Annotated in this window: 17 protein-coding genes; 9 read left to right on the top strand and 8 right to left on the bottom strand. The window is 64.1% G+C overall.

Going from position 1 to position 22,957, the window contains the following annotated elements; genetic code table 11:
* Positions 1-161: 161 nt before the first annotated feature.
* Both VGR99_RS36815 and VGR99_RS36820 read right to left on the bottom strand, forming a co-directional pair.
* Positions 162-1,724, bottom strand: coding sequence for a 2-isopropylmalate synthase (locus VGR99_RS36815; protein ID WP_326904845.1), 1,563 nt, complete (start codon positions 1,722-1,724; stop codon positions 162-164).
* Positions 1,725-2,380: 656 nt separating this feature from the next.
* The gene (locus VGR99_RS36820; protein WP_326904846.1) at positions 2,381-2,632 is read right to left on the bottom strand and encodes a hypothetical protein; all 252 of its coding nucleotides are present in this window, start codon (positions 2,630-2,632) and stop codon (positions 2,381-2,383) included.
* Between the two features lie 317 nt (positions 2,633-2,949).
* Between VGR99_RS36820 and VGR99_RS36825 the strand changes: the two genes are divergently transcribed.
* From VGR99_RS36825 to VGR99_RS36860, 8 genes are all read left to right on the top strand, one after another.
* Positions 2,950-4,197 carry an SMP-30/gluconolactonase/LRE family protein gene (locus tag VGR99_RS36825; RefSeq protein WP_326904847.1) on the top strand — a complete coding sequence of 416 codons (1,248 nt, stop codon included), beginning with the start codon at positions 2,950-2,952 and terminating at the stop codon, positions 4,195-4,197.
* Between the two features lie 123 nt (positions 4,198-4,320).
* Positions 4,321-5,436 (top strand): D-alanine--D-alanine ligase family protein, encoded by a 1,116-nt coding sequence (locus tag VGR99_RS36830; protein ID WP_326904848.1) that lies wholly within the window; start codon positions 4,321-4,323, stop codon positions 5,434-5,436.
* 47 nt (positions 5,437-5,483) lie between these two features.
* The gene (locus VGR99_RS36835) at positions 5,484-6,587 is read left to right on the top strand and encodes an FAD-dependent oxidoreductase (protein ID WP_326904849.1); all 1,104 of its coding nucleotides are present in this window, start codon (positions 5,484-5,486) and stop codon (positions 6,585-6,587) included.
* Between the two features lie 486 nt (positions 6,588-7,073).
* Entirely contained in the window at positions 7,074-7,949 is an 876-nt protein-coding gene (locus tag VGR99_RS36840; protein WP_094891093.1) for a branched-chain amino acid ABC transporter permease, read from the top strand.
* A 1-nt stretch (position 7,950) separates the two neighbouring features.
* Positions 7,951-8,877, top strand: coding sequence for a branched-chain amino acid ABC transporter permease (locus VGR99_RS36845; protein ID WP_326904850.1), 927 nt, complete (start codon positions 7,951-7,953; stop codon positions 8,875-8,877).
* Positions 8,877-10,358 (top strand): ATP-binding cassette domain-containing protein, encoded by a 1,482-nt coding sequence (locus tag VGR99_RS36850; protein WP_326904851.1) that lies wholly within the window; start codon positions 8,877-8,879, stop codon positions 10,356-10,358. The genes VGR99_RS36845 and VGR99_RS36850 overlap by 1 nt, the downstream gene beginning before the upstream one ends.
* A 40-nt stretch (positions 10,359-10,398) precedes the next feature.
* Entirely contained in the window at positions 10,399-11,634 is a 1,236-nt protein-coding gene (locus VGR99_RS36855) for an ABC transporter substrate-binding protein (protein WP_326904852.1), read from the top strand.
* A 192-nt stretch (positions 11,635-11,826) separates the two neighbouring features.
* Entirely contained in the window at positions 11,827-13,137 is a 1,311-nt protein-coding gene (locus VGR99_RS36860; RefSeq protein ID WP_326904853.1) for an ABC transporter substrate-binding protein, read from the top strand.
* Between the two features lie 270 nt (positions 13,138-13,407).
* Here VGR99_RS36860 and VGR99_RS36865 read toward each other — a convergent pair whose 3' ends face one another.
* Positions 13,408-13,962, bottom strand: a complete 555-nt coding sequence (locus tag VGR99_RS36865) for a hypothetical protein (protein ID WP_326904854.1) — start codon at positions 13,960-13,962, stop codon at positions 13,408-13,410.
* A 508-nt stretch (positions 13,963-14,470) separates the two neighbouring features.
* On the opposite strand from VGR99_RS36865, the gene VGR99_RS36870 reads away from it, so the two are divergent.
* Positions 14,471-18,079 carry an autotransporter outer membrane beta-barrel domain-containing protein gene (locus VGR99_RS36870; RefSeq protein WP_326904855.1) on the top strand — a complete coding sequence of 1,203 codons (3,609 nt, stop codon included), beginning with the start codon at positions 14,471-14,473 and terminating at the stop codon, positions 18,077-18,079.
* A 43-nt stretch (positions 18,080-18,122) separates the two neighbouring features.
* On the opposite strand, the gene VGR99_RS36875 is transcribed toward VGR99_RS36870, so the two are convergent.
* From VGR99_RS36875 to VGR99_RS36895, 5 genes are all read right to left on the bottom strand, one after another.
* On the bottom strand, positions 18,123-19,292 hold the full coding sequence (locus VGR99_RS36875) for a Gfo/Idh/MocA family oxidoreductase (RefSeq protein ID WP_326904856.1): 1,170 nt from the start codon (positions 19,290-19,292) through the stop codon (positions 18,123-18,125).
* A 49-nt stretch (positions 19,293-19,341) separates the two neighbouring features.
* Positions 19,342-19,653, bottom strand: a complete 312-nt coding sequence (locus tag VGR99_RS36880; protein WP_414645214.1) for a septal ring lytic transglycosylase RlpA family protein — start codon at positions 19,651-19,653, stop codon at positions 19,342-19,344.
* A 105-nt stretch (positions 19,654-19,758) separates the two neighbouring features.
* Complete coding sequence (locus VGR99_RS36885) at positions 19,759-20,604, bottom strand: CmcJ/NvfI family oxidoreductase (protein WP_326904857.1); 846 nt, start codon at positions 20,602-20,604, stop codon at positions 19,759-19,761.
* A gap of 328 nt (positions 20,605-20,932) precedes the next feature.
* Positions 20,933-21,865 (bottom strand): ABC transporter substrate-binding protein, encoded by a 933-nt coding sequence (locus tag VGR99_RS36890; protein ID WP_326904858.1) that lies wholly within the window; start codon positions 21,863-21,865, stop codon positions 20,933-20,935.
* Positions 21,862-22,956, bottom strand: coding sequence for an LLM class flavin-dependent oxidoreductase (locus tag VGR99_RS36895; RefSeq protein WP_326904859.1), 1,095 nt, complete (start codon positions 22,954-22,956; stop codon positions 21,862-21,864). Before VGR99_RS36895 ends, VGR99_RS36890 begins: the two co-directional genes overlap by 4 nt.
* Between the last annotated feature and the right edge of the window lies 1 nt (position 22,957).

Here is a 22,957-nt window from a genome sequence, read left to right on the forward strand (position 1 = left end):
GAGGGCACGGCCCGTGACACTGGTGGTTAATGATATGTTAACATGACATGATAATAACAATCTTGCGGTGATGAGCCCTTGCTCCACATCTTCAAGGCCTCAAACGAAAAACGCGGCGCCGAAGGCACCGCGTTTCCGCCGATCTAATAGAAGCGTGAGCCTCAGCTCGCCGCCGCCGTCGTCACCGCGTCGCGCTGGCGCTTCATGACGATCTTGTTCAGCGCGCCGAGATAGGCCTTGGCGGACGCCACCAGCGTATCCGGATCCGCCGCGCGCGCCGTCATCGCACGTCCCTCATGCGACAGCCGCACCGAGACTTCCGCCTGCGCGTCGGTGCCTTCGGTCACCGCGTGGACCTGGTACAGCTCGAGCTTGGCCTCGTGCGGCACCAGGCGCTTGATGCAGTTGAACACCGCATCGACAGGACCGTTGCCCTCGGCCTCCTCGATCTTGATCTGACCGTCGACGTCCAGCTTCATGGTCGCGCGCTGCGGGCCATGGGTGCCGGCGATCACGGTCAGCGAGGTCAGCTTGATGCGATCGTGCGAGGCCGCCATCTCCTCGTCGACCAGCGCCTCGATGTCCTCGTCGTAGATGTCCTTCTTGCGGTCGGCGAGCGCCTTCATCCGCGTGAACGCATCTTCCAGCTGGTTCGGGCCGAGCTTGTAGCCCATCTCCTCCAGCTTGTGCACGAAGGCGTGGCGGCCGGAATGCTTGCCCAGCACCAGCGAGGACTGCTTCAGGCCGACCATCTCGGGCCGCATGATCTCGTAGGTGGAGGCGTCCTTCAGCACGCCGTCTTGGTGGATGCCGCTCTCATGCGCGAACGCGTTCCGGCCGACGATGGCCTTGTTGTACTGCACCGGGAACGAGGTCGCCGCCGACACCACCTTCGAGGCGCGGGTGAGCTGCGTCGTGTCGATCTTGTTCCAGTACGGGAATTTGTCGTTGCGCACGTTGATCGCCATCACGATCTCTTCGAGCGCGGCGTTGCCGGCGCGCTCGCCGATGCCGTTGATGGTGCACTCGACCTGGCGCGCACCGCCGACCACGCCGGCCAGCGAGTTCGCCACGGCCATGCCGAGGTCGTTGTGACAGTGCACGGAGAACACCGCCTTGTCGGAGTTCGGCACGCGTTCGATCAGCGTCTTCATGAAGTGGGTGTATTCCTCCGGCACCGTGTAGCCGACGGTGTCGGGGATGTTCACCGTGGTCGCACCGGCCTTGATCACGGCCTCGACGATGCGGCACAGATAGTCCATCTCGCTGCGGGTGCCGTCCTCGGCCGACCATTCGACGTCATCGATCTGGTTGCGGGCGCGCGCGACCATGGCGACCGAGGTCTCGAGCACTTCTTCCGGCGTCTTGTTCAGCTTCACCCGCATGTGCAACGGCGAGGTCGCGATCACGGTGTGGACGCGGCCGCGCTTGGCAAACTTCACCGCTTCGGCGCAGCGGTCGATGTCGGCCGGATGGGCGCGTGACAGGCCGGCGATGACGGAATTCTTGGAGCGGCGGGCGATCTCGCTCACCGCTTCGAAGTCACCCTGCGAGGTGATCGGGAAGCCGGCTTCGATGACGTCGACGCCCATATCGTCCAGCAACTCGGCGACCTCGAGCTTCTCCTCGAAGGTCATTGTGGCGCCGGGGCACTGCTCGCCGTCGCGCAGCGTGGTGTCGAAAATGATGACGCGGTCCTTGTCGGACTTGTTCACGGAGGCCATTGCAAATTTCCTTTTGAGCTTTTGCGCCGTCGGTGTGCTGGGCGCTTGAGGTGTCTGGTGATCTCGACCAACCCCTGAGTGCCCAGGCGCGCAGCGCCCAGCCGGCCCTCAGGGGCAGCTAAGAAGAAGCCCGCCAAGAAGCAGGGTGGGCAGCGCGGCCGGGATCGTGGCGGCGGCCAGAGCCACCTCCCCCGAAAATCCCTCGATTTGGCCGCGAATCAGCATTGCCAGACCCTTTTGAGCCCTCAAATCCTCGGTCAAAACCGTTGACGGTTGGTTGCCGGGAGGCTCGATGCGCCTGTTTCTAGACGAGAAACGGGCGCAACTGCAACGCCAAAAGATGGTCAGTATAGGTGACCTAGTTTCGGATCGGGAGCTGGCGATCGCGCCGGCCCGAGATCGGTGACGTCCCAGTTTTGTGCTCCGCAGGACGCTGCCGCAAGCAAGGATCGAGCGTGCGCTCATCGCACGCAAAGTTGCATGCGTCGCCTCGACAGAGAGACAGTCCGAGAGATTGCGACCACGGGAGGTGGACGGCGTCGGCAGCTGTGGGCACCACTGCGCGTCACGGGTCGCGCTACGACAGCGCACGTCTCATTGGACTTCGAGATTGAACGCGGCCGGCAGGGCGGCCGCTCGTCACGCCAGGGCGGCGGCTAACCGGTCCGGCGGGCGCGGGCGCGGCTCTCCCAGCGGTCGAGCATCTGGCCGAGTTCGCCGACGGCCGGGACCGGCGGGGTTTCATTGGTGTTGGCGGGCGGTTTTGCAGTGAGCCAATCCGGCTGCTGCTCATAGCCACGCCAGCGACGGGCTTCGGCACGTCGCTGGCGGGACATATAATCGCGCAGGAAATAGCCGGCCGCGAATGCGATCCCGGGCAAGATGATCAATATGGCAACGCCAACCACACGCAACTCCAGCCTTTGCTTCTGAATGTTTCTGCGCGGCAAACCGCGCGAAATCAAGGCTTGTAAATGCCGCGAGGCCGGTCTCGTTCCATCCGTACCAAGCGAACGAGTGGTTATTCACAAGCGCGGAACAGCCCGATGCGGGCGAGCCGCATCTCGCCGCTCACCGTTTTGGGCAGACCTGCGACGAATTCACGGCACCACGCCGACATCGCGCTGAGGATGCGAACCGCCCCCTCGCAACCGGACGCGGACCGGACTAACCTCAAGTTGCTCGGCCGGAGCAACCGGCCAGCCAACATGACCGGGAGGACGCGATGACACGCCAACAGGCTTGTGACGACGCGGCTCGTGACCACGGGCCGCGTGACCATGAACTTGCGCTTTCACGACGAACACTTGTCCGGGGCCTTGCGCTCGGCGCCGCCGCCACGGTAGCCGGCCCCGCACTGGCCCAGACCGGACCCGCGGCACCACCGACGACCATCACCACCCCGCCGCGTGATTTCGGCCCCAACGGCGCGCCGACCACCTATTTCTGGGACCCCGACATCATCGCGGTCGATCCATCCTTCAACGACCTCGCGCAGCCCAACACGGCGATCAAGCGACTTCACACCGGTCTGTTGTGGGCCGAAGGGCCGGCCTGGAGCGCCCAGGGACGGTATCTGTTGTGGAGCGATATCCCCAACAACCGGCAGATGCGCTGGACCGAGGACGACGGCCGCGTCAGCGTATTCCGCTCGCCTTCGAATAATTCCAACGGCAACTCGTTCGACTTCCAGGGCCGCCAGCTCTCCTGCGAGCATCTGACCCGGCGCGTGACGCGCTACGAGCACGACGGCACCGCCACCGTGCTTGCGGACTCCTACCAGGGCAAGCGGCTGAACTCGCCGAACGACATCGCCGCGCATCCCGACGGCAGCTACTGGTTCACCGATCCGCCCTATGGCGGCCAGCTCTATGAAGGCGAGCCCGACGTCGCCGGAGGCCCGAGCAATTCCGGCGGCAAGCTCAATCCGCGGATCGGGCAGCCGGCCGGCTTCGTGCCGGGCAAGCGCGAGTTGCCGACCAATTGCTATCGCATCGACCCCTCCGGCCGCATCGACCTCGTCGTCACCGAGGACCAGGTCCCCGATCCGAACGGCCTCTGCTTCTCGCCCGACTACAAGAAGCTCTACATCGCCTCGACCGGCAAGGGACCCGGCGACACCGGCCCCGGCGGCAACGGCGATATCTTCGTGTTCGACGTCGGCACCGACAACAAGCTCTCCAACCTCAAGAAGTTCAGCGATTGCGTGATCGACGGCGTCAAGTGCGGGCCCGACGGCTTGCGCTGCGACGTCAACGGCAATGTCTGGTCCTCCAGCAATGCCGGCCGCGCTGTCGGCTATAGCGGCGTCACGGTGTGGTCGCCGGAGGGCAAGCTGCTCGGCCGCATCCGTCTGCCGGAAGTGTGCGGCAATGTCTGCTTCGGCGGACCCAAGCGCAACCGCCTGTTCATGGCCGCGAGCCAGTCGCTCTATGCGGTGTACACGGCAACGCAAGGCGCAGGCCCGGGCTGAACGGCACGGGTCCTTGACCGCGACACGGCGCCGGCGGGCCTCGCCGGCGCCGAATTGTTTGGCCAGTGCGTCAATCGGGAGCAACAGAGGTGACTTCCGGACGGAGCGCGTGATAATTGAGCCATGGCAGACAAAACGCGCGTTGTTGTTCTCTATGGCGGCAGGTCCGGTGAGCACGAGGTCTCGCTGAAATCGGCGGCCTCTGCGTTCAGGCATCTCGACCGCAGCCGCTTCGAGGTGATCCCGGTCTCCGTCGACAAGGCCGGACGCTGGCAATTGAACGATCTTCATGCGCTCGATCTGGCGCAAACGGTGTCCCTGCCGATCCTGCCCGACGCGCCCGAGATCCGGCTCGCCAGGGGACCTGACGGACGCGGCGTCCTCATGCCGATCGCGCAAGGAGCCCCCGTCGAGATCGACGTCGTCTTTCCGGTCATGCATGGGCCGCTTTGCGAGGACGGTACCGTGCAGGGCCTGCTGGAATTGGCCGACGTCGCCTATGTGGGATCGGGCGTCCTCGCCTCCGCCGTCAGCATGGACAAGGATGTCGCCAAGCGGCTCGCTGCATTCGCCGGCATTCCGGTCGCGCCCTATCGCGTGCTCACCCGCAAGGAATTTGCGCGGGACCGCTCCTCGTCGCTCGCGAGGGCGGCCGAAGGCCTGAGCCTCCCGGTGTTCGTCAAGCCGTGCAACATGGGCTCCAGCGTCGGCATCCACAAGGTGAAGACTTGGGATGCGCTCGGCGCGGCGCTCGACGATGCATTTCGCTATGACGTCAAGGTGCTGGTCGAACAGGGCATCGACGCGCGCGAGATCGAGGTCGCGGTGCTCGAGGGCGAGACGCTGTTCGCGAGCCTCGCCAGCGAGCTCAATCCCAACGCCCATCACGAATTCTATTCCTACGAGGCCAAATATCTCGATCCCGATGGCGCCCGGGTCGACCTGCCGGCCCGGCTCGACGCGGCGCAGATGGCGCGCGTGCAATCGCTGGCGACGCAGGTATTCGCGGCGCTCGAATGCAGCGGCTTCGCGCGCGTCGACTTCTTCCTCGACCGGAAAAGCGGCGAGTTCTGCTTCAACGAGATCAACACGCTGCCCGGCTTCACGTCGATCAGCATGTATCCGAAGATGATGGAAGCCTCGGGCGTGCCCTATCCGGAGCTGTTGACGCGTCTCGTCAACCTGGCGCTGGATCGGCACGAGCAGCGGCAATCCCTGGAACGGGGTTACGTGAGCTAGGTTGTTTCCGCTCAAGCTCTCGGAGTTGACCGGGACAAGGAGAAACCATGCGCGTGGTGATCTGCGGCGGCGGCGTGATCGGGGCCTGCATCGCCTATTTCCTGCGCCGCCGCGGCATCGACATCATCGTCGTGGAGCGGGCAGAGGTCGCGGCCGCGGCCTCCGGCAAGGCCGGCGGCTTCCTGGCACGCGACTGGTGCGCCGGCACGCCGCTCGATGCGCTGGCCCGGCGCAGCTTTGCGCTTCACGCCCAACTGCCGGAGGAGATCGCGGGCGATTGGGGCCACCGCCCGATGAGCGCCTATAGCGGCTTCGTTGCCGCCGAGGGCGATCTGCGTCGGACAGCGCCATCCGCGCTCGGCTGGCTCAGCGACGGCGTCGTCATCGCGCAGCGCATCGGGACGCCCGAGACGACCGCGATCGTCCATCCCAGCAAGTTCACATCGGGCGTCATGAACGCGGCGATCGCGCAGGGCGCCGAGCTTCGCGTTGGCCGCGTCACCGGCATCGTGCGCGACAGAGACGGCACGCGTGCGAAGGGCGTCGCGGTCGACGGCCACGTCATCGAAGCGGACGCCGTCGTGATCGCGATGGGACCGTGGTCGCTGCTCGCGGCACAATGGATGAGCCTGCCCGCCGTCTACGGCCAGCGGAGCCCGAGCATCGTCTACGATCTCGGCCCGAACGCGCCGGCCGATGCATTGTTCCTGGAGCACGAGAACGGTGACGGCGCCGTGTCGATCGAGGTCTTCCCGCGCGCGGACGGCAGCACGCATATCGTCGCCCTCTCCGACATCGCGCCGCTGCCGCTCGATCCGGCGGCCGTCACACCGGATCAAGATGCGATCGCGCGCCTGCAAGCCATGTCGGAGCGATTGTCGCCATTGTTCGCACCTGAAAAGATCATCGCACGGCAGGCCTGCTTTCGTCCCGTGACTCAGGATGGCCTGCCGCTGATCGGCCGGGTCCCGCAAAGCGAAGGGCTTTATGTTGCGACCGGACACAATGTGTGGGGCATCCTCAACGCGCCCGCGACCGGCGAGGCGATGGCGCAACTGATCGCCGATGGCGAGGCACGCGACTTAGACCTCTCGGCGTTCGATCCTGCGCGACTCGAGCCGCTCGATCCGTCGTTGCTGCAGGCACGCTGAACCAGCAGCATCATCGCTGATCGACCGCGCTGTTTGCGCCCGCGATAGCGACGCATGCCCGTCGGCGAAATCTGCATGCCTGCGCGCGAAACGGGTCTCACACCTCCCCTGCCCGCAATTTGCGCAGCGGTAGACTTTAGTCCTCTCTCACAATCCTGAACGCGGTTTCACTTGCCGAGAAAGTCTCCGCCGTTATAGTTGCGACACAATGGCTCACAAGAGGCCTGTTCGAAGGGAGAGAACAATATGAATAATGCACTCTCTGTTGCATTGCGAATAGCGCGCGACACGGCCGCGACCAGCGCGCCGAAGGATGTTGCAACGGCCGACGCAAGAGCAAGAGCCACCGTCAGGCTCCCCGGCCTCGTCGAACCCATCACAAGCTGATCGGGACTGCTTCCCCGGGCGAAAGCCCGGAAGCATTCACATGCGCCTCCACGCAGCACCTTCCCTCCAGAGACAGCTCGTCTGTCCGGCCAATCATTCATGCGAGTCTTCCAGATCCTGATCGATGGCTTTGCCATCAGTGCTCTCTACGCTCTCGGTGCCACCGGCTTCACCCTGATCTTCGGCGTCTCCGGCGTGCTCAACCTCTCCCACGGTGCTATCATGGTGGCCGCAGCGGTCGCGGCCTGGGCCGCCGCCAGCGTGCTCAACGTCGGCACTTATGCCGGCGCACTGATCGGCGTCGGCGTCGCCCTCCTCACCGCCTTCGCTACCTATTTCGCGGTGGTGAAGCCGATCCAGGACTCCCGGCGTATTCCCAATGAAGAGAAGGAGATCTTCGTCCTCACGGGAACGCTGCTCTGGGGCATCATGATCCAGGAGCTGATCGCCTATTTCTTCACCAACAACGCCAAGACCGTGCTGCCGATCGTCGAGGGCGTGGTCGAGATCCTCGGCGTGCGCACTCCAAAGAACGAGATTTTCACCGCGATCGTGTGCTGCCTCGTCATCGCACTCTTGTGGCTGCTGGTGAACCGCACCCGCACCGGCAAAGCGGTGCTGGCGGCCTCCATGAACCCGCGCGGCGTCACCCTGCTCGGGCTCGAGCTGACCAACATCTACATCGTGGTGTGGGCGATCTACGGCATCCTCGCCGGTATCGCCGGCGTGCTGCTCGGCATGTTCCTGGGCGTCAGCTCCTACAGCGTCGGTCCGCTCACCGCGAGCGCATTCTCGATCGTCGTCCTCGGCGGCCTCGGCAGCGTCTCCGGCTCTCTGATCGCGGCCTTCGTGGTCGGCTATCTCGAAACGCTGACGGCCTATCTGGTATCGCCGGCCTATCGCACCATTCCGGCGCTACTGCTGCTCGTCTTCGTGATGTATATCCGGCCCCAGGGCCTTCTGGGGAGGCGCTGAGATGTCGAACTTCTTCACCTCGCGCCTGTTCTTCGTCTCGCTCGCGCTCGTCGTCATCGCAGCGACGCTGCCGCTCTATGTCTCCGGCTATGTGCTGGGCCTGCTCACCGTCGCGTTCTATTTCGGCGTGTTCGCGATGGCCTGGGACCTGCTGTTCGGCTTCGCCGGCGAAGTCAATTTCGGCCCGACCTTCCTGATCGGTGTCGGCGCCTACACCGCCGGCATCCTCAATGCACAGTTCGGCTGGTCGGTGTATCTCTGCATCGTGCTCGGCGCGCTCGCCTCCGTTGTCGCCGGCCTCGTGCTGGCGCTGCCGGCGCTGCGGGTGCGCGGGCCGTATTTCGGCCTGACCACGCTGGTCGCGGTCTTGATGCTGCAAAACTTCATCGTCGTGTTCGCCGACCTCACCGGCGGCGAGATCGGCCTCACCATCCCCGACGTCATCAGCATCAATGCCGGCACGAATTACTGGATCGCGCTCGGCTTCATGACGATCTCGGCCGCGATCCTCTACGGCCTGTCGCAATCGCCGATCGGCCTCGTGCTCCAGGCCAGCGGCCAGGACCCGGTGCAGGCCGGCGCGCTCGGCTTCAACATCGTCAAGCACAAGCTCGCCGCCTTCATCGTCAGCGCCTTCTTCTCGGGATTGTCAGGGGCGCTGCTGGTGTTCTATTTCGGCACCGCCTCGGTCGGCACCGTCGTCGACGTCGCGGTCGGCGTGAACGTCATCGTCTCGGCCGTGCTCGGCGGCCGGCGCACCGTGCTTGGCGCGGCGCTGGGCGCGATCTTCCTGATCGTCGCCGGCGAATTCCTGCGGCCGACCGGTGAGCTCGCGACCTTCATCGTCTCGGCGGTCGCACTGCTCGTCGTGCTGTTCTTCCCCGGCGGCTTCCTCGGAGCGGCCCTCTCACGCGAGGCTCGCTCGTGATGGATATGAGGCTTTCAAACCGGGCCGTGCTCGACGTCCGCGGGCTGACGAAACGCTTCGGCGGATTGACGGCAGTGAAGAACCTCGGCTTCGAGGTCAACGCCGGCGAGATCTTCGGCCTGATCGGGCCGAATGGCTCGGGCAAGTCGACCGCGATGAAGAGCGTGATGGGGATCGAACGGCCCAGCGCCGGCGAAGTGATCTTCGAGGGCGAGAACGTCGCCGGCCTTCCCGCGCACAAGATCGCGCGAAAAGGCTTCGGCATGGTGTTCCAGCACTCGCGGCCGCTGAACCGGCAGACGGTGCTGGAGAACATCCTGGTCGCGCTCCTGCCGGACAGCCTGTTCATGCTGTTCCCGGACAAGGCGCTGGTCGAGAGGGCCAAATGGATCGCCGATCGCGTCGGCCTCGGCAACGTCATGAACCGCCGCCCGCCGACACTGCCTTTCGCCGATCTGCGCCGGCTCGAGCTGGCCAAGGCCATTGCCCGCGATCCCAAGGTCGTGCTGGTGGACGAGCCCTTCGCCGGCCTGACGCGGGCCGAGGTCGATGTCTTCTCCGACCTGATCCGCAGCTTTCGCGACGACGGCCGCGCCGTGATGCTGGTCGACCACAACGTCAAGAGCGTCGCGGCGCTCGTCGACCGCGTGCTGGCGATGTATCTCGGCGAGGAGATCGTCACCGGCAAGGCCGAGGACGTCATGAAGAACGAGACCGTGCGGCGGGTCTATCTCGGCGGCGCGATCGAGACCCATGCGCGGCCCGAGACCAGCTTCAAGGACAAGGTGCCGCTGCTCCAGGTCGAGAATGTCAGCGTGTTCTACGGCAAGGCACAGGCGCTGGAGAACGTCTCGATCCACGTCCATGAGGGCGAGTTCGTCTCGGTCGTCGGTCTCAACGGCGCCGGCAAGACCACGCTGTTCAACACCATCTCCGGCTTCCTGCCCTATAGCGGCGAGATCGTGCGCGGCGGCGACAAATTGCGCGGCACCAGCCCGGCGAAGATCGCGCGCAGCGGCCTCGTGCAATGTCCGGAATCGCGCGAGCTGTTCGGCGAGATGAGCGTGCGGGAGAATCTCGATCTCGGCGGCCAGCACCTTGCCGACGACAAGCGCGCCGCGCAGCTGGCCTGGCTGTTCGAGCTGTTCCCGATCCTGAAGGAGCGCCAGGGCCAGATGGCGCAGACGCTCTCCGGCGGCGAGCAGCAGATGCTCGCGATCGGCCGCGCGCTGATGATGCAGCCGCAGATCCTGATCCTGGACGAGCCGACACTGGGCCTTGCTCCCGTCATCCTCGAGCAATTGTCCAAGGCGCTGACGAAGCTGCGGCAGACCACGTCGATCACGGTGCTGCTCGGCGAGCAGAACGTCACCTTCGCGCTTCCGCATGCCGACCGCGTCTATGTGCTGGAGCATGCGCGGATCGTCTGGGAGGGCGATCCCGGCCGCTTCGCAAGCGAGGCCGGCGCCGATTTTCTTTAAGTAACGCATACCAACAACAAACAACGAAAGGGAAACGACCATGCGACCTTCAATTCTCGGCGGCGGCCTTCTCACCTCCGCGCTGGCACTGTGCCTTGCCGCGCCCGCCTACGCGCAGTCAGGCGACCCGATCAAGATCGGCGTCATTGCCGAGGTGCAGTCGATCGCGGGTGCGGCGACGCCGGGCGGTGCGCAGATCGCCGCCGACGAGATCAACGCCAAGGGCGGCATCCTCGGCCGCAAGGTCGAGATCGTCACCTATGACAACAAGAGCTCCTCGGCCGACTCCGTGCGCGCGTTCCAGCGCGCGGTGAGCGAGGACAAGGTGTCCGCGGTGATCGCGAGCTACATCTCCGAGGTCGTGCTGGCGCTGGAGCCCTGGGCGGCACGGCTGAAGATGCCGCTGATCACTCCCGGCGCCGCGTCGAACGAGATCACCAAGGCGATCCACAACGACTATGAGAAGAACAAATACACCTTCCACGGCTACCTGACTTCGGCCGCGCAGGCCCAACTCGTCTGCGACGCCGCCAAGGACCTGCTGGTCGACAAGCTCAAGTTCAAGACCGTCGCGATCATGAGTGAGGACGCGGCCTGGACCAAGCCGCTCGACGTCGGCTACGAGGCCTGCCTGCCCAAGGCCGGCCTGAAGGTCGTCGAGCATGTCCGCTTCTCGCCTGACACCACCGACTTCACGCCGATCTTCAACAACATCGAGGCCAAGAAGCCGGACGTGATCGTGACAGGCATCTCGCATGTCGGCGTGCAGCCGACGGTGCAGTGGAAGAACCAGCAGGTGCCGATCCCGATGTTCGGTATCAGCGCGCAGGCGCTGAGCCCGACCTTCTGGAAGGACACCAATGGCGCCGCCGACGGCGTACCCTCGCTCGCAGTCGCAACGCCCGACGTCGCCGTGACCTCCAAGACGAAGCCGTTCGCGGCCGCCTTCAAGGCCAAGTTCGGCGCGCCGCCGGCCTATACCGGCTACACCGCCTATGACGAGGTCTACATCATCACCGACGCCATCAAGCGCGCCGGCTCGACCGATCCCGACAAGATGGTCGCCGAGCTCGAGAAGACCGACTTCGAGGGCACGATCGGCAAGATCCAGTTCTACGGCAAGGACGACGAGTTCACCCACGGCATCAAGTCCGGTCCCACCACCGTGACCGGCCTCGTCTTCCAGTGGCAGGACTCCAAGCAGGTCGTGGTCTGGCCGGAGAAGATCGCCGAGGGCAAGCTGAAGTTTCCGAGCTTCGTGAAGCTGTCGCAGTAATCGGCTCGCACCGGCATCTGCCCATCGCTCATTCGCGAGCGGTGGGCTTTTCTTTGCCTTTCGCAGATGCGTTCGGTCCGGCTGCTGCGTCGTATCGACCTTGTGCGATGTTGACTTTCCGCAGTCCCCCTCCCCATACTTCGCAAAAAAATAACAAAACCAATCAACCGACAGGTTTTGAGGGAGGATAGGATGCCGACTTCACGCAGGCAGCTGCTGAAGAGCTCGGCGGCTGCCGCCGCCGCACTCAGCCTCGATTGGACAAGGGCACAGGCGCAAGCCGAGAATTTGCGCATCGGCCTGATCTACGACCTCACCGGCCCCTTCGCCGCCGGCGGCTCGGTCGCCTCCTCGGTCGGCGCGCAGATTGCCATCGACCTCGTCAACGAGAAGGGCGGCATCGGCGGCAAGACCAAGATCGTGCCTGTTGCGGCCGACTCCCAGAGCAAGGCCGATGTCGCGATCAACGAGGCCGAGCGGCTGATCAACCAGGAAAAGATCGACATCATCAACGGCGTCTATTCCAGCGCACACGCGGTGCCGATGGCGGCGAAGGTCGAGCAGCAGAAGAAGATCCTCTGGATCACGACCGCGGTCTCGACCGCCGTGTTCAAGGACAAGAACCTGCAATACGTGTTTCGCGCGCAGATCCATTCCGACCAGTATGGCCAGGCGTTCGCCGGCTTCCTCACCGAGCATGCGCAAGGCAAGCTCGGCATGGATCCGAAGGACGTGAAGGTCGCGCTGATCCACGAGGACGGCCCCTATGGCGTCGGCGTCGCCGCGGCCGACGAAGCCTATGCCAAGCAGGCCGGCATCCAGGTGGTGCTGCGCGAGGGTTACTCGGCTTCCGCGCCCGATCTCTCGGTGCTCGTCACCAAGATCAAGCGCGCCAAGGCCGACGTGATCTCGCATGCCGGCTACAACCCCGACATCACCCTGTTCCTGCGCCAGGCCCGCGAGAGCGGCTTGCGCTTCAAGATGCTGTTCGGCGCCGGCGCCGGTTACAGCCAGCTCGACAAGCTGCGTGCGACCTTCGGGCCCGACATCGACAATTTCTGCAACATCGATCCGGTGCCGGCGCAACTGCTCGACCCCGCCAAGCTCGCGCCGGGGATCGGCGATCTCACCAACGCCATGGTCACGCGCTACAAGGCCAAGACCGGCGCCACCGACGTGCCGCCGCACTGCTCGATGGGCTTCAACCAGACCTGGCTGCTGCTCAACAACGTGCTGCCGGTCGCCAAGGAGAAATACGGCAGCTTCGAGCCCGAAGCGATCCGCAAGGCCGCGCTCGACGTCGACATTCCCGCCGGCGGCACCATCCAGGGCTATGGCGTCAAGTTCTTTCCGCCGGGCACGCCGATGTCGGGCCAGAACGAGCGCTCGACGCCGGTGGTGATGCAGAATGCCGGCGAGCACATCTCGGTGGTGTGGCCGACCAACATCCGCACGCAGGACCCGGTGTTTCCGCTGCCGAAGGGCTCGACTTACGGAGCGTAGTTTTACCCGTCACGGCGACGGTGCTATCCCTTCTCCCCTTGTGGGAGAAGGTGGCGTAGGCGGCCTTCGGCCGCCGTTCTTAGGAACGCCGAAGCTAAGCTTCGGCTATGGCGCCGGATGAGGGGTATGTCTCCGCGAGTTCAGTAGTGAGAGAGTCGGGTACGGAGACAGACCGCTCACCCGTCTCGCCGCTAAGCGGCCAGCCACCCTCTCCCACAAGGGGGCCCACAAGGGGAGAGGGTGCTCCGTGCGTGCGGCATTCAGCGCGACTCAAACCACCAATCCCACCAATCGCGTTGCAGCCGATGATGCTTGCATCCACTGGTCATCCCTTTCGCGCTGTAGTTGGATTTTTCGCCATGCAGCAGCGCGCTCTGGTTGTGAGACGAAGTCCAATTGAAACAAAAGCTTTCTATGATGTGTGAACTGGATAATGAAAGCTGCTCCATTTTCGGACGTATAAGCCGAATAGCCACCTCGTTCAGCTTTGGGCTGACGTAAACGGCAAACCGCTCGCATCACCGAGCCGTCGAGCAGAAAGCAGAAAATTTCAGAACGCGAATTCCGGCGATGGGGGTGACGATGCCCGCCATACTCGAATTGCTCTACCAGGAATTTTGTCGCGCCCGCCTCGCCGAGATGCGCAAACAGCTTCAGCTCACGGGCAAGCATCCCGAACTCTTTCAGATGGTCGACGATCCCTCTGATCCGGATGGCACTGACGGGACGGACGCGCAGCACGAAGCAGAAGCGAAACGCTTCGAAAAATAGGCGGCAATGACATTTTGGAAAGGAAGCACTTTTCCAGGAGGCAACAATGAACACACCCGAGTTCTATACTGCATTGACTGCCTGCCTCTCATGCATGACCATCGCCATCATGATGGCTGTCGGGACCTGGTAGCCGCGCCTATAAAATGGAATCGTGCGCAGCGTTTGCACTTCCCCTCTCTCCTTGCAGGTCCTTGCAGGAGAGGGTGGCTCGCAGCAAAGCGGCGAGACGGGCGAGAGTATCTCCCCACGAATGAGCCGATCGGTGGGCATTCAGGTGACGGGGCGGAGCCCTTCCAGCCCGACGAAATTCTGGATTTGGTCAGCACCACTGTCGTCCTCGTAACTCCACGGCAACTATAAGTAAAAAAAGTGGGATTGCCGCAATTGGCCGCCATACTTGCGGCGATTCCTTTGCTGACTGTGGCAATGGCTTTTGTAAACCAACTGATTCTGAATTTGCGCGTCATCGAGTGGCGCGAAACAAGGACTACTTTTTTCGTTCCCAACCGACCCGGGCAGCCCCGGTATTTGATTTGGTCGTCTAACGTTGGGGAAAGCGATGAAGTACAGCGCCATAGCTCTCGGCGTTCGTGCGCCGCATTCGAGCATCTGGACTGCGCCAAATTCTACGGGCTATTTTGCGATCATCACACGCCACGACTTGGCAGGTAGTCTTGGCCGATGTCACTCACCTCGCTGCCGGCTGCTCTCCAGCGTTTCGTTAGCTTTTATTGTAACTGCCGCCGCCGCGCTCGATTCGGGCCAGTCGCCGGCGCGAGCAACCAACGAGTGCGGGTTACTCGATGCCTCCGGCAGCGCAACCTGCACGACCGCAGGCAATCCTTATCCCAACGGCATCAACTACGATCCCGCCGACTCCCCCATTCATCTCACGCTTCAGCCCGGGGTCATCGTCACCATCCCGCCGGGTCTAGGCAGCGTTAACGCTGTTAACGGTGCCAACACGGGAGGCGTGTCCAGCCCCGCTGACGTCTCCATCGCTGCGGATGGTGTGACCATCAACAATACAGCCAATCCCGCGACCAGCAACAATACTGGGCTTCGGATTCAGTCCAGCGGGGACGCCATCATCAATGCAACAAACACAACGATTAACGTGAGTGGCACCGACAGCACCTGGGCGATACTGGATTTTTCGCACCGAAACACGTTACTGCGGCCTGATTTGGCGAGCGTAATCTTTCAAGGCACAATCATAGCCACTGCCGGAAGTGAAGGAGGCGCCATACAGGTGGACAACCGCGGCACCGGCAACGCGAGCCTCGTCGCTTCGGGAGATATCAGAGTCCTGTCAAACGCTGGCGCCGGTACCACCCAGTACGGCTTGCTCGCTCATGCCGGCGACCCACTCTTTGGCCCCTCGGGGCCCGGCGATGCGTCCGTGACATTCAATAGCGGTGCGCTCAATGTGAGCGCTGTCCGGCCCCGTGGTATCCTCGCGTGGGTTGATGGCAACGGGTCGGCTACGGCCAGCACCGCGGCCGGCACCGTCATCAACGTCAGCGGCACGGAACGTGGGGGCCCCGGCGTCTATGTATTTTCGGGTTTTGACTCGTCCACCGCGGCGAACAAATTAACTGCGATCGTGGCATCGCAAATTACGAGTTCCGGGCCAGACACCACGAATCCCAGCAGTCTGCCGGCTGGTATTCGCGCCGTGGCGGCTGCAGGTGCACAAATCGATGTGACCTATACCGGTCCGGGGATTACAACCTTCGGCGGGAATGGCACCGGCATCACAGCCCTTTCTTCCGGCGCCGGCAACATAACGGTGAATTCGGCAGGGCCGATCAACACGACGACCGGCTCAAACGCAGTCGGCATACTCGCCGACAGCAGCGGCACGGTACTCCGTCGAAGCCCTGGATTACTGACGGATATCGAATCAATAAATCCGGTGCCGACCGCGACAACCGGCTCGGTGCAAATCAATACGAGCAACGATGTGCTCGTCCGGGGAGAGTTTGGCACCGGGATCAGCGCGACGAGCGGCAGTGGTGGCGTGACTGTCAAGGTTCAGGCCGGATCCGTGATGGGCGGTTGGCAGGCTGATCTTGCCAGCTTCGGCCCGACCTACGGTCTGCCGGCTGCTGGTGTTATCCTCGGTTCGTCGATTGGCGCGGCGACGTTGATCAACGATGGCACCATCGGCGCCCTGTCCGATCGGGCCGTCGCCAGCAGTCCACTCTTCGCCAGCAACAACACCAGCATCATCAACCGCGGCACCATCACGGGCTTCGTGCAGCTTGTCGGCGACAACAACAGCTTCGAGAACAATGGCCTGTTCAACCTGCGGCACTTCGCGGACACTGCAGGAGCCGTTGACGCAAGTGGCAACGGCGTACGCGATACGTTGCGCGTCGCCGTTACGGACCTTGGCCCCGGCACGTTCACCAATAATGGAACGCTGGCGTTGCTGGGAGGTCCCGGCGCGACCAAGCTCGATTCCACTGGACAATATCTGCCGCTGAATCTGACCTTCAACAGCATGGCGCTCGGCGGTCCCGTGCAGGGGCAGATTCTTGGCGCAACCAGCTTCACCAATTCCGGCACCATCGATCTGCAGGCCAATCCCGTTCCCGGCGACGTGCTCGTGATTACTGGCGGACACCAGGTTGGCCTGGCGCCCACGCCGCTCATCGCGGGTAACGCCGCTGGAACATTCATCTCCAACGGCGGCACGCTGAAGCTCGACACCGTGCTGAACCAGGGCGGCCCCGCCTCACGATCCGACGTGCTGGTGGTGGATGGTACCTCCCTTGGTTCCGGCGGCTCGACAAAGCTATCAATTCGCAACGCCGGGGGCACCGGTGCGCTGACCGTCGGTGACGGCATCCTGGTGGTGCAGGTGCTCGACCCCAACCGTTCGGCACCCGGCGTTTTCTCGCTCGCGCCTTCCGTCGAAGTCCGCAGCGGCTTCTTCAGTTATGATCTCTTCCTTGGTGGCGTCAACGGCAGCAATCCCGCAGACTGGTTCCTGCGCAATACCTTCATCGTCGGACCAATCCCGCCCGAGGAGATCATGCCGCCGGAGACCACCCTGCCGCCCGATCCACCGCCGACGGTGCTGCCGCCGGGCGTCTACCCGATCATCGGGCCGGAGGTTGCGACCTACGGCGTGGTCCAGCCGATCGCGCGGCAGATGGGACTGACCACGCTCGGCACCCTGCATGAGCGCGTCGGCGACGCTGCGGCAGACGCCGCCTGCCTGAACACCGCACCTGACTATGGCCTCATCACCAAAGCGCCAGCCATCACCAAGGCTCCGCCCATCCCGTACGGCAACTGCCAGCTGGCCGTGTGGGGCCGCCTGTTCGGCCAGCAGATCGACAACCACTACCGGGCCTTCGCCGACCCGCGCGCCAGCGGCCAGGTGGCGGGCATCCAGACCGGCGTGGATCTCTGGCGCGGCAGCCTGATCCCCGGCCACAGCGATACTGCCGGCCTCTACTTCGCCTACGGCAATGGCAATGTGAGCGTGGATGGCCTCGTCACCAACGCGGCCGTGAGCGCGTATATCCTGCAACACACCGGCTCGCTCAATCTCAATGCCTATTCGGTGGGCGGCTACTGGACCCACTATGGCCCCGGTGGCTGGTACATCGATGCGGTGCTGCAGGGCTCGTTCTACAACGGCAACGCGTCAACGCAATTTGCCCGCCTGTCGACCAACGGCACCGGCTTCATCTCATCGCTGGAAGCGGGCTATCCGATTCCGCTGCCGTGGCTCGGGCCTCGCTTTGTGCTGGAGCCCGAAGGCCAGATCATCTGGCAGCGGGTCTCCTTCGATGACGCCAATGACGGCTTGGGGCCAGTCGGGCTCGGCACGACGTCCGGCGCCACCGCGCGGCTCGGCCTGCGCGGCAAGTGGACCATCAACGATCCCGCCGGGCGGGTGTGGCAACCGTACGCGCTCGCCAATGTCTGGCGCGACTTCGACGCCAATGCCACCACGATGTTCGGCACCGACGCGGTGCGCTTGCTCGAACAGGCGACACGGCTGGAGTTTGCCGGCGGTCTCAGCGCGAAGATCCTTCCCGGCCTGAGCCTCTACGCCCAGGCCGGCTACCAGTTCGCAGTGAACGGCACCGACGGGGGCAAGCGCGATGGCGTCAAGGGTGACTTCGGCGTGCATTACCGGTGGTAGGCTCCGCCGATAGCGAGTACGGCCAACAGGATTGCAGCCTGCTCTACAGCACCACGCGCCGCCCCTCCTCCGCCGCCGAATAGCCGGCGTAGTTCACCTTGATCGTCTCGTAGGCCAGCGCCAGATCCGACAGCGGCTGTCGTCCGGTCGCGGCACATTCCATGAAATCCTGGATCTCCTGCAGATAGCCGCGCGTCCATTCCTCCTCGAGGCAGACATATTGCCAGCCGGTTTTGCGATCGACCTTCTCGGTGATGTAGACGCTGGCGAGCTTTTCCTCCGAGGTCTGGTAGCTCATGAGGTGGTTATTCGGCGTGATGTTGGCGAACAGCGAGCCGCCTGACGTGTAGGTCTCGATCAGATTGCGCACGCCGCCCATGATCATGTCGCCGGAGAACACGGTGGCCTTGGTGCCGTCGGAGAAGGTGGCGGTGAGCGTGCCCCAATCCTCGACATCAACAGGATTGGCCTTGATGTAGCTGCGCTCCTCCGGCTTCAGGCTGGCCGTGACGTTGCCGACGTCACCGGTGACACTGGCAACACGGATGGTCTCACCGCGCGCTTTGGCCTCGACCTGCTTGAGATAAAGCACCGCCGAGAGCGGATGGCAGCCCATGCGGATCAGCGAGCCGCCGCCGGTCATCGCCCATTGCGCGGCATGCGCGGCGTGCGAGCCGGAATGGCTCTCCTCGCCCTTCATGAACAGGATCTTGTCTTTGGTCGCTTTCAGGATTTCCGCGGTTTTGGTCACGGCGGGCGCGTAGATCCAGTCCTCGGCATACATGAAGAGTTTTCCGGTGCGCTCGATCGCCGCGCGGGTCGCGTCCATCTCTTCCAGCACGCGCTCGTACATGACGGCCTTCGGCACATGCCTGCCGATCGGCTGCGCGTCGCCGTCGCGGCCGAAATAGCCGGCGAACGGCTTTTCGCAAATGACATGCTTGCCCGCCTGCATGCTGGCGACGATCATCCCGGTATGGAGATTGGGCGGGGTGCAGATGTCGACGACGTCGATATCGGCGTCCGCGATCAGATCGGCAAAGCTGCGGTAGACCCGCGGGATGCCGTGATGCCCGGCGAATTCGACGACGCGGCCGCCGCGCGCGGCCACCGCCGTGACCTCGACATCCACGCCATAGACGCGCCGGAACGCATACATATGCAGCTCCGACACGAAGCCGCAGCCGACGAGTCCCACCCTGATCCTGGCCATAGCGCCCCCTCACCCTTGCTTTGGGCGGCACTATAGCGTGCTTATAGGCCTATTCCACCGAGACGCGCACCACGCCGGCGCTCATCATGCCGAGCGCGCGGGCAGCGGGCACGGAGAGATCGACGATGCGCCCGCGGATGAAGGGACCGCGATCATTGACGCGGCACTGGATGGTGCGTCCGCTGTAGGACACTTTGAGCACTGTGCCGAACGGGCGCGTGCGGTGGGCGCAGGTCAGCTCACCTTTGCCGGCTTTTCCATATCCGTAATATGAGGCAAGCCCGCTCTCGGCATTGGCAATCGAGATGAGGGCGAAAGAGGACGTCGTCAAACAAAGCAAAAATGTCGTTTGCGCTCGCACGGCACCGCTCCCCGGTTGACCCCGCCCAGCGCTGCAAACGACGATTTGTTCCCCAAAGTTCCCCAAACACCGCCGGGCGATGCCCGGCAGTGCCATCACAGTTTGTTACTGTTTGTGGAACACCAGCGTGCGGATCTCGATGCTTTCGCGCGGCGCGGCATCTTCAGGCGTGGTCGGATCGATGAAAGCCGTGTGCGGCCCGAAGCGGGTGCGGCCGTCGGTTGCGGAGTCGTAGCATTTGAGCAGCAGCGCCTCGTCCGGCGTCATCTCGGGGAAATAGAACCAGCGATGGTTCGGATTGTATTTCACCGAATAGGTCTCGCCGCGGCGGTTGGGATAGATCAGGTCGGACGCGACGAGATCCTCGGGCGCGACCGTGGTGCCGTCGGCCATCGCCAGCGGTGAATCGCGCAAGGGACCGCGGATCGGCCGCCACAGATTGATCACCTGCACGCGGCCCTTCAAGAGCTCCTCGGCCTCGTCAGGCAGATGCTCCCGGACGCGGTTGGCACCGGAGACCGCGGTCTGGTCGACATGGACGCGCGTCGCCGGCTGGCGCGGGCCGCCGTCACGGATGTCGGCGGCACCCTCGACGCGCTTGCGCACGGTATGATCGAAGACGACGACGCGATCGGCCTTCAGCGTCGCACGCAGAAACGCCTCGACCGCGGGATAGTAGACCGCCCTCACCTCGGCGTCGTTGTAGAAATCCTTCACCTGGGTCGGATGACGCACCAGCGCAAAACCCTCGCGATCGAGCGAGAAATTGTCAGCGATCAGCCGCGCATCGAAGATCGGCACCTGATGCGGCTCCGGCAGCGAGGTGCTTTTCGGCTCGCCCGGCGGCGGATCGAACGCGTAGGTGCGCGGCTTGCCCGAAACGGGCGCGAGATAGTTGAGTTCGGCGGTGACGAAGGGAAGCGATTCGATTCTTGTTTCTTGCAGGCCCATGGCCGGTCTCCCGATGTGGTCGTCGGATTGATTTTTGCGGGGTTGTGACGTGGTGCAAGGGTGGGGATGCAAATAGCAATGAGGGTGTTGTCACGCGCTTGGAATGCAGAACAAAAATTCTGGAGAGACCATCGGAATGGAAGGCATTCTCTTCGCTTCACGGATGCTTGAGAGCCCCGTGAAGTCTCGTGCCCCGGACGCAGCGCATCACGCAGTGGTGCGCTGCTGAGCCGGGGCCCATCTCACCGAGAGCATCATGCTTGGCATGGGTCTCGGCTCTGCGGAGCAGCGCTGCGCGCTGCACCGCGTCCGGGACACGAGTGCGCCGCTACAGCCCCGCCTTCGCATCCGAAAACGAGCGGTCCACGATTTCGGCGGCATCGAGCTTCTGCTTGATGAGGCCCCAGCGGAAATAAAGATCGATCGTGCTCTGCTCGTCCGCGACCACGCCGTCGTCGATCGGCGCGACCCGGATCTTTGCACGTGACAGCCAGTTTTGCGGCACGGCCACCGGGATGTTCATCAGCCGGCCCCAGGTCTCGGCATAGCCATTCACATTGTTCAGCGACCACGCCCGCGCCGCGGTCAGGCGTCGCACGAAATCCGAGAGCTCGGCGCGCTTGTCCCTGATGGCGTCGGGCCGCGCGACCTGGAAGCTCAGCCCCGGCGTCACGCCCTCGGAGGTGATGATCCGGCGCGACTTGAACAGTACCTCTTCCTGGCTGACATAGGGCTCCCAGGTCGACCACGCATCGACCGAGCCTTGCGTGTAGGCGATCTTGGCGTCGGATGGCGCCAGGAACGCGATCTGCACGTCGCTCGCGCTCCAGCCGTTCTTCTCCAGCGCGGCGAGGATGAGCTGATGGCCGATCGAGCCGCGGCCTGTCGCGATCTTCTTGCCGCGCAGATCGGCAAAGCTCTTGATCGGCGAATTCTCGGGCACGAGGATCGCGAGGCCCTCGCGCGTCTGCCGGATCGCGGCGATCGCCTTCACCGGCGCGCCTGAAGCGGCGGCGAAGGTGAAGGGCGCATCGCCAACCAGCCCGGTCTCGATCGCGCCGGCGCTCAGCGCCTCCAGCAGTGGAGCTGCCGCCGGAAACTCCTTCCACTCGATCTTGTACGGCACGTCCTTGAGCACGCCGGCCGCTTCCATCACGGCCTGCGAATTGCCCTTCTGGTCGCCGACGCGCAGAGTGGTCTGCGCCGCCGCTAGCTCGAAGGAGGCGAACAGCAGCGCGCCGGCCAGCATGAGGCGGATCATTCCGCCGCCTCGCCGCGCACGGCCTGGCGCTTGGCGATCAGCTCGCGCGTCAGCGGGATCAGCGCGCGGCCATAGTCGATCGCATCAGGAAGCGGATCGAAGCCGCGGATCAGGAAGTGGCTGACCCCGAGCTCATAGTAATCGGCAAACACTTCGGCGACCTGCTCGGGCGTGCCGACCAGCGCGGTCGAGTTGCTGTTGGCGCCGGTGAGCTTGGCGATCTCGGTCCACAGCCGCTTGTCGATGCGTGCACCCTGGTCGGCCAGCGCCAGCAGCCGCTTGGCACCGTCGGTGGCGTGGTTGGGCCGGCGGTAGCCGGTCTGGTCTTGCAGCGCGGTGGCGCGTTCGAGGATTTCGTCGGCCTTCTTCCAGGCGGCCTCCTCGGTGTCGGCGAGGATCGGCCGCACCGACAGGCTGAAGCGGGGCGCCGGCCGCCCGTGCCTGGCCGCCGCCGCACGCACCCGCGCGGTGACGTCACGCACCTGCGCATAGGATTCGCCCCACAGCGCAAAGGTGTCGGCATGCTTGCCCGAGACCTCGATCGCGGCATCGGAGCCGCCGCCGACGAAGGTGTAGATCCCGCCCTTCTGCTGCGGCTTCACCTGCGAGAAGCCGTTCTCGACGGTGTAATATTTGCCGCTGTAGTTGAACGGCTTCTCGCTGGTCCATTCCAGCCGGACGATGTCGAGGAATTCGCTGGTGCGGGCGTAGCGCTCGTCCTTGTCGTCGAGCGCATTGCCGTCCTGCTTGAGCTCGACGGCGTTACCGCCGGTGATGACGTGCAGTGAGACGCGGCCGCCATAGAGCTGGTCGAGCGTGGCGAGCTGGCGCGCCAGCACCGTCGGCGCGGTGAAGCCGGGCCGCTGCGCGATCATCACCTTGAGCTTCTTCGTGATGGTCAGCACATGCTGGGCGACCTGCAGCGAATCCGGCGTGGTCGAATGGAACGCCAGCAACGCGCGGTCGAAACCGGCGAGCTCATGCGCCTTCGCCACGGTCTCGATATAGGCGGGATCGAGCACCGGCCCCCGGCGCACGATGGTCTCGGAAGCATTGCTGTTGGCGATAAAGCCGATGAACTCGACCGACATG

Source organism: Bradyrhizobium sp., from assembly GCF_035935975.1.
In the GTDB taxonomy this organism is placed as follows: domain Bacteria; phylum Pseudomonadota; class Alphaproteobacteria; order Rhizobiales; family Xanthobacteraceae; genus Bradyrhizobium.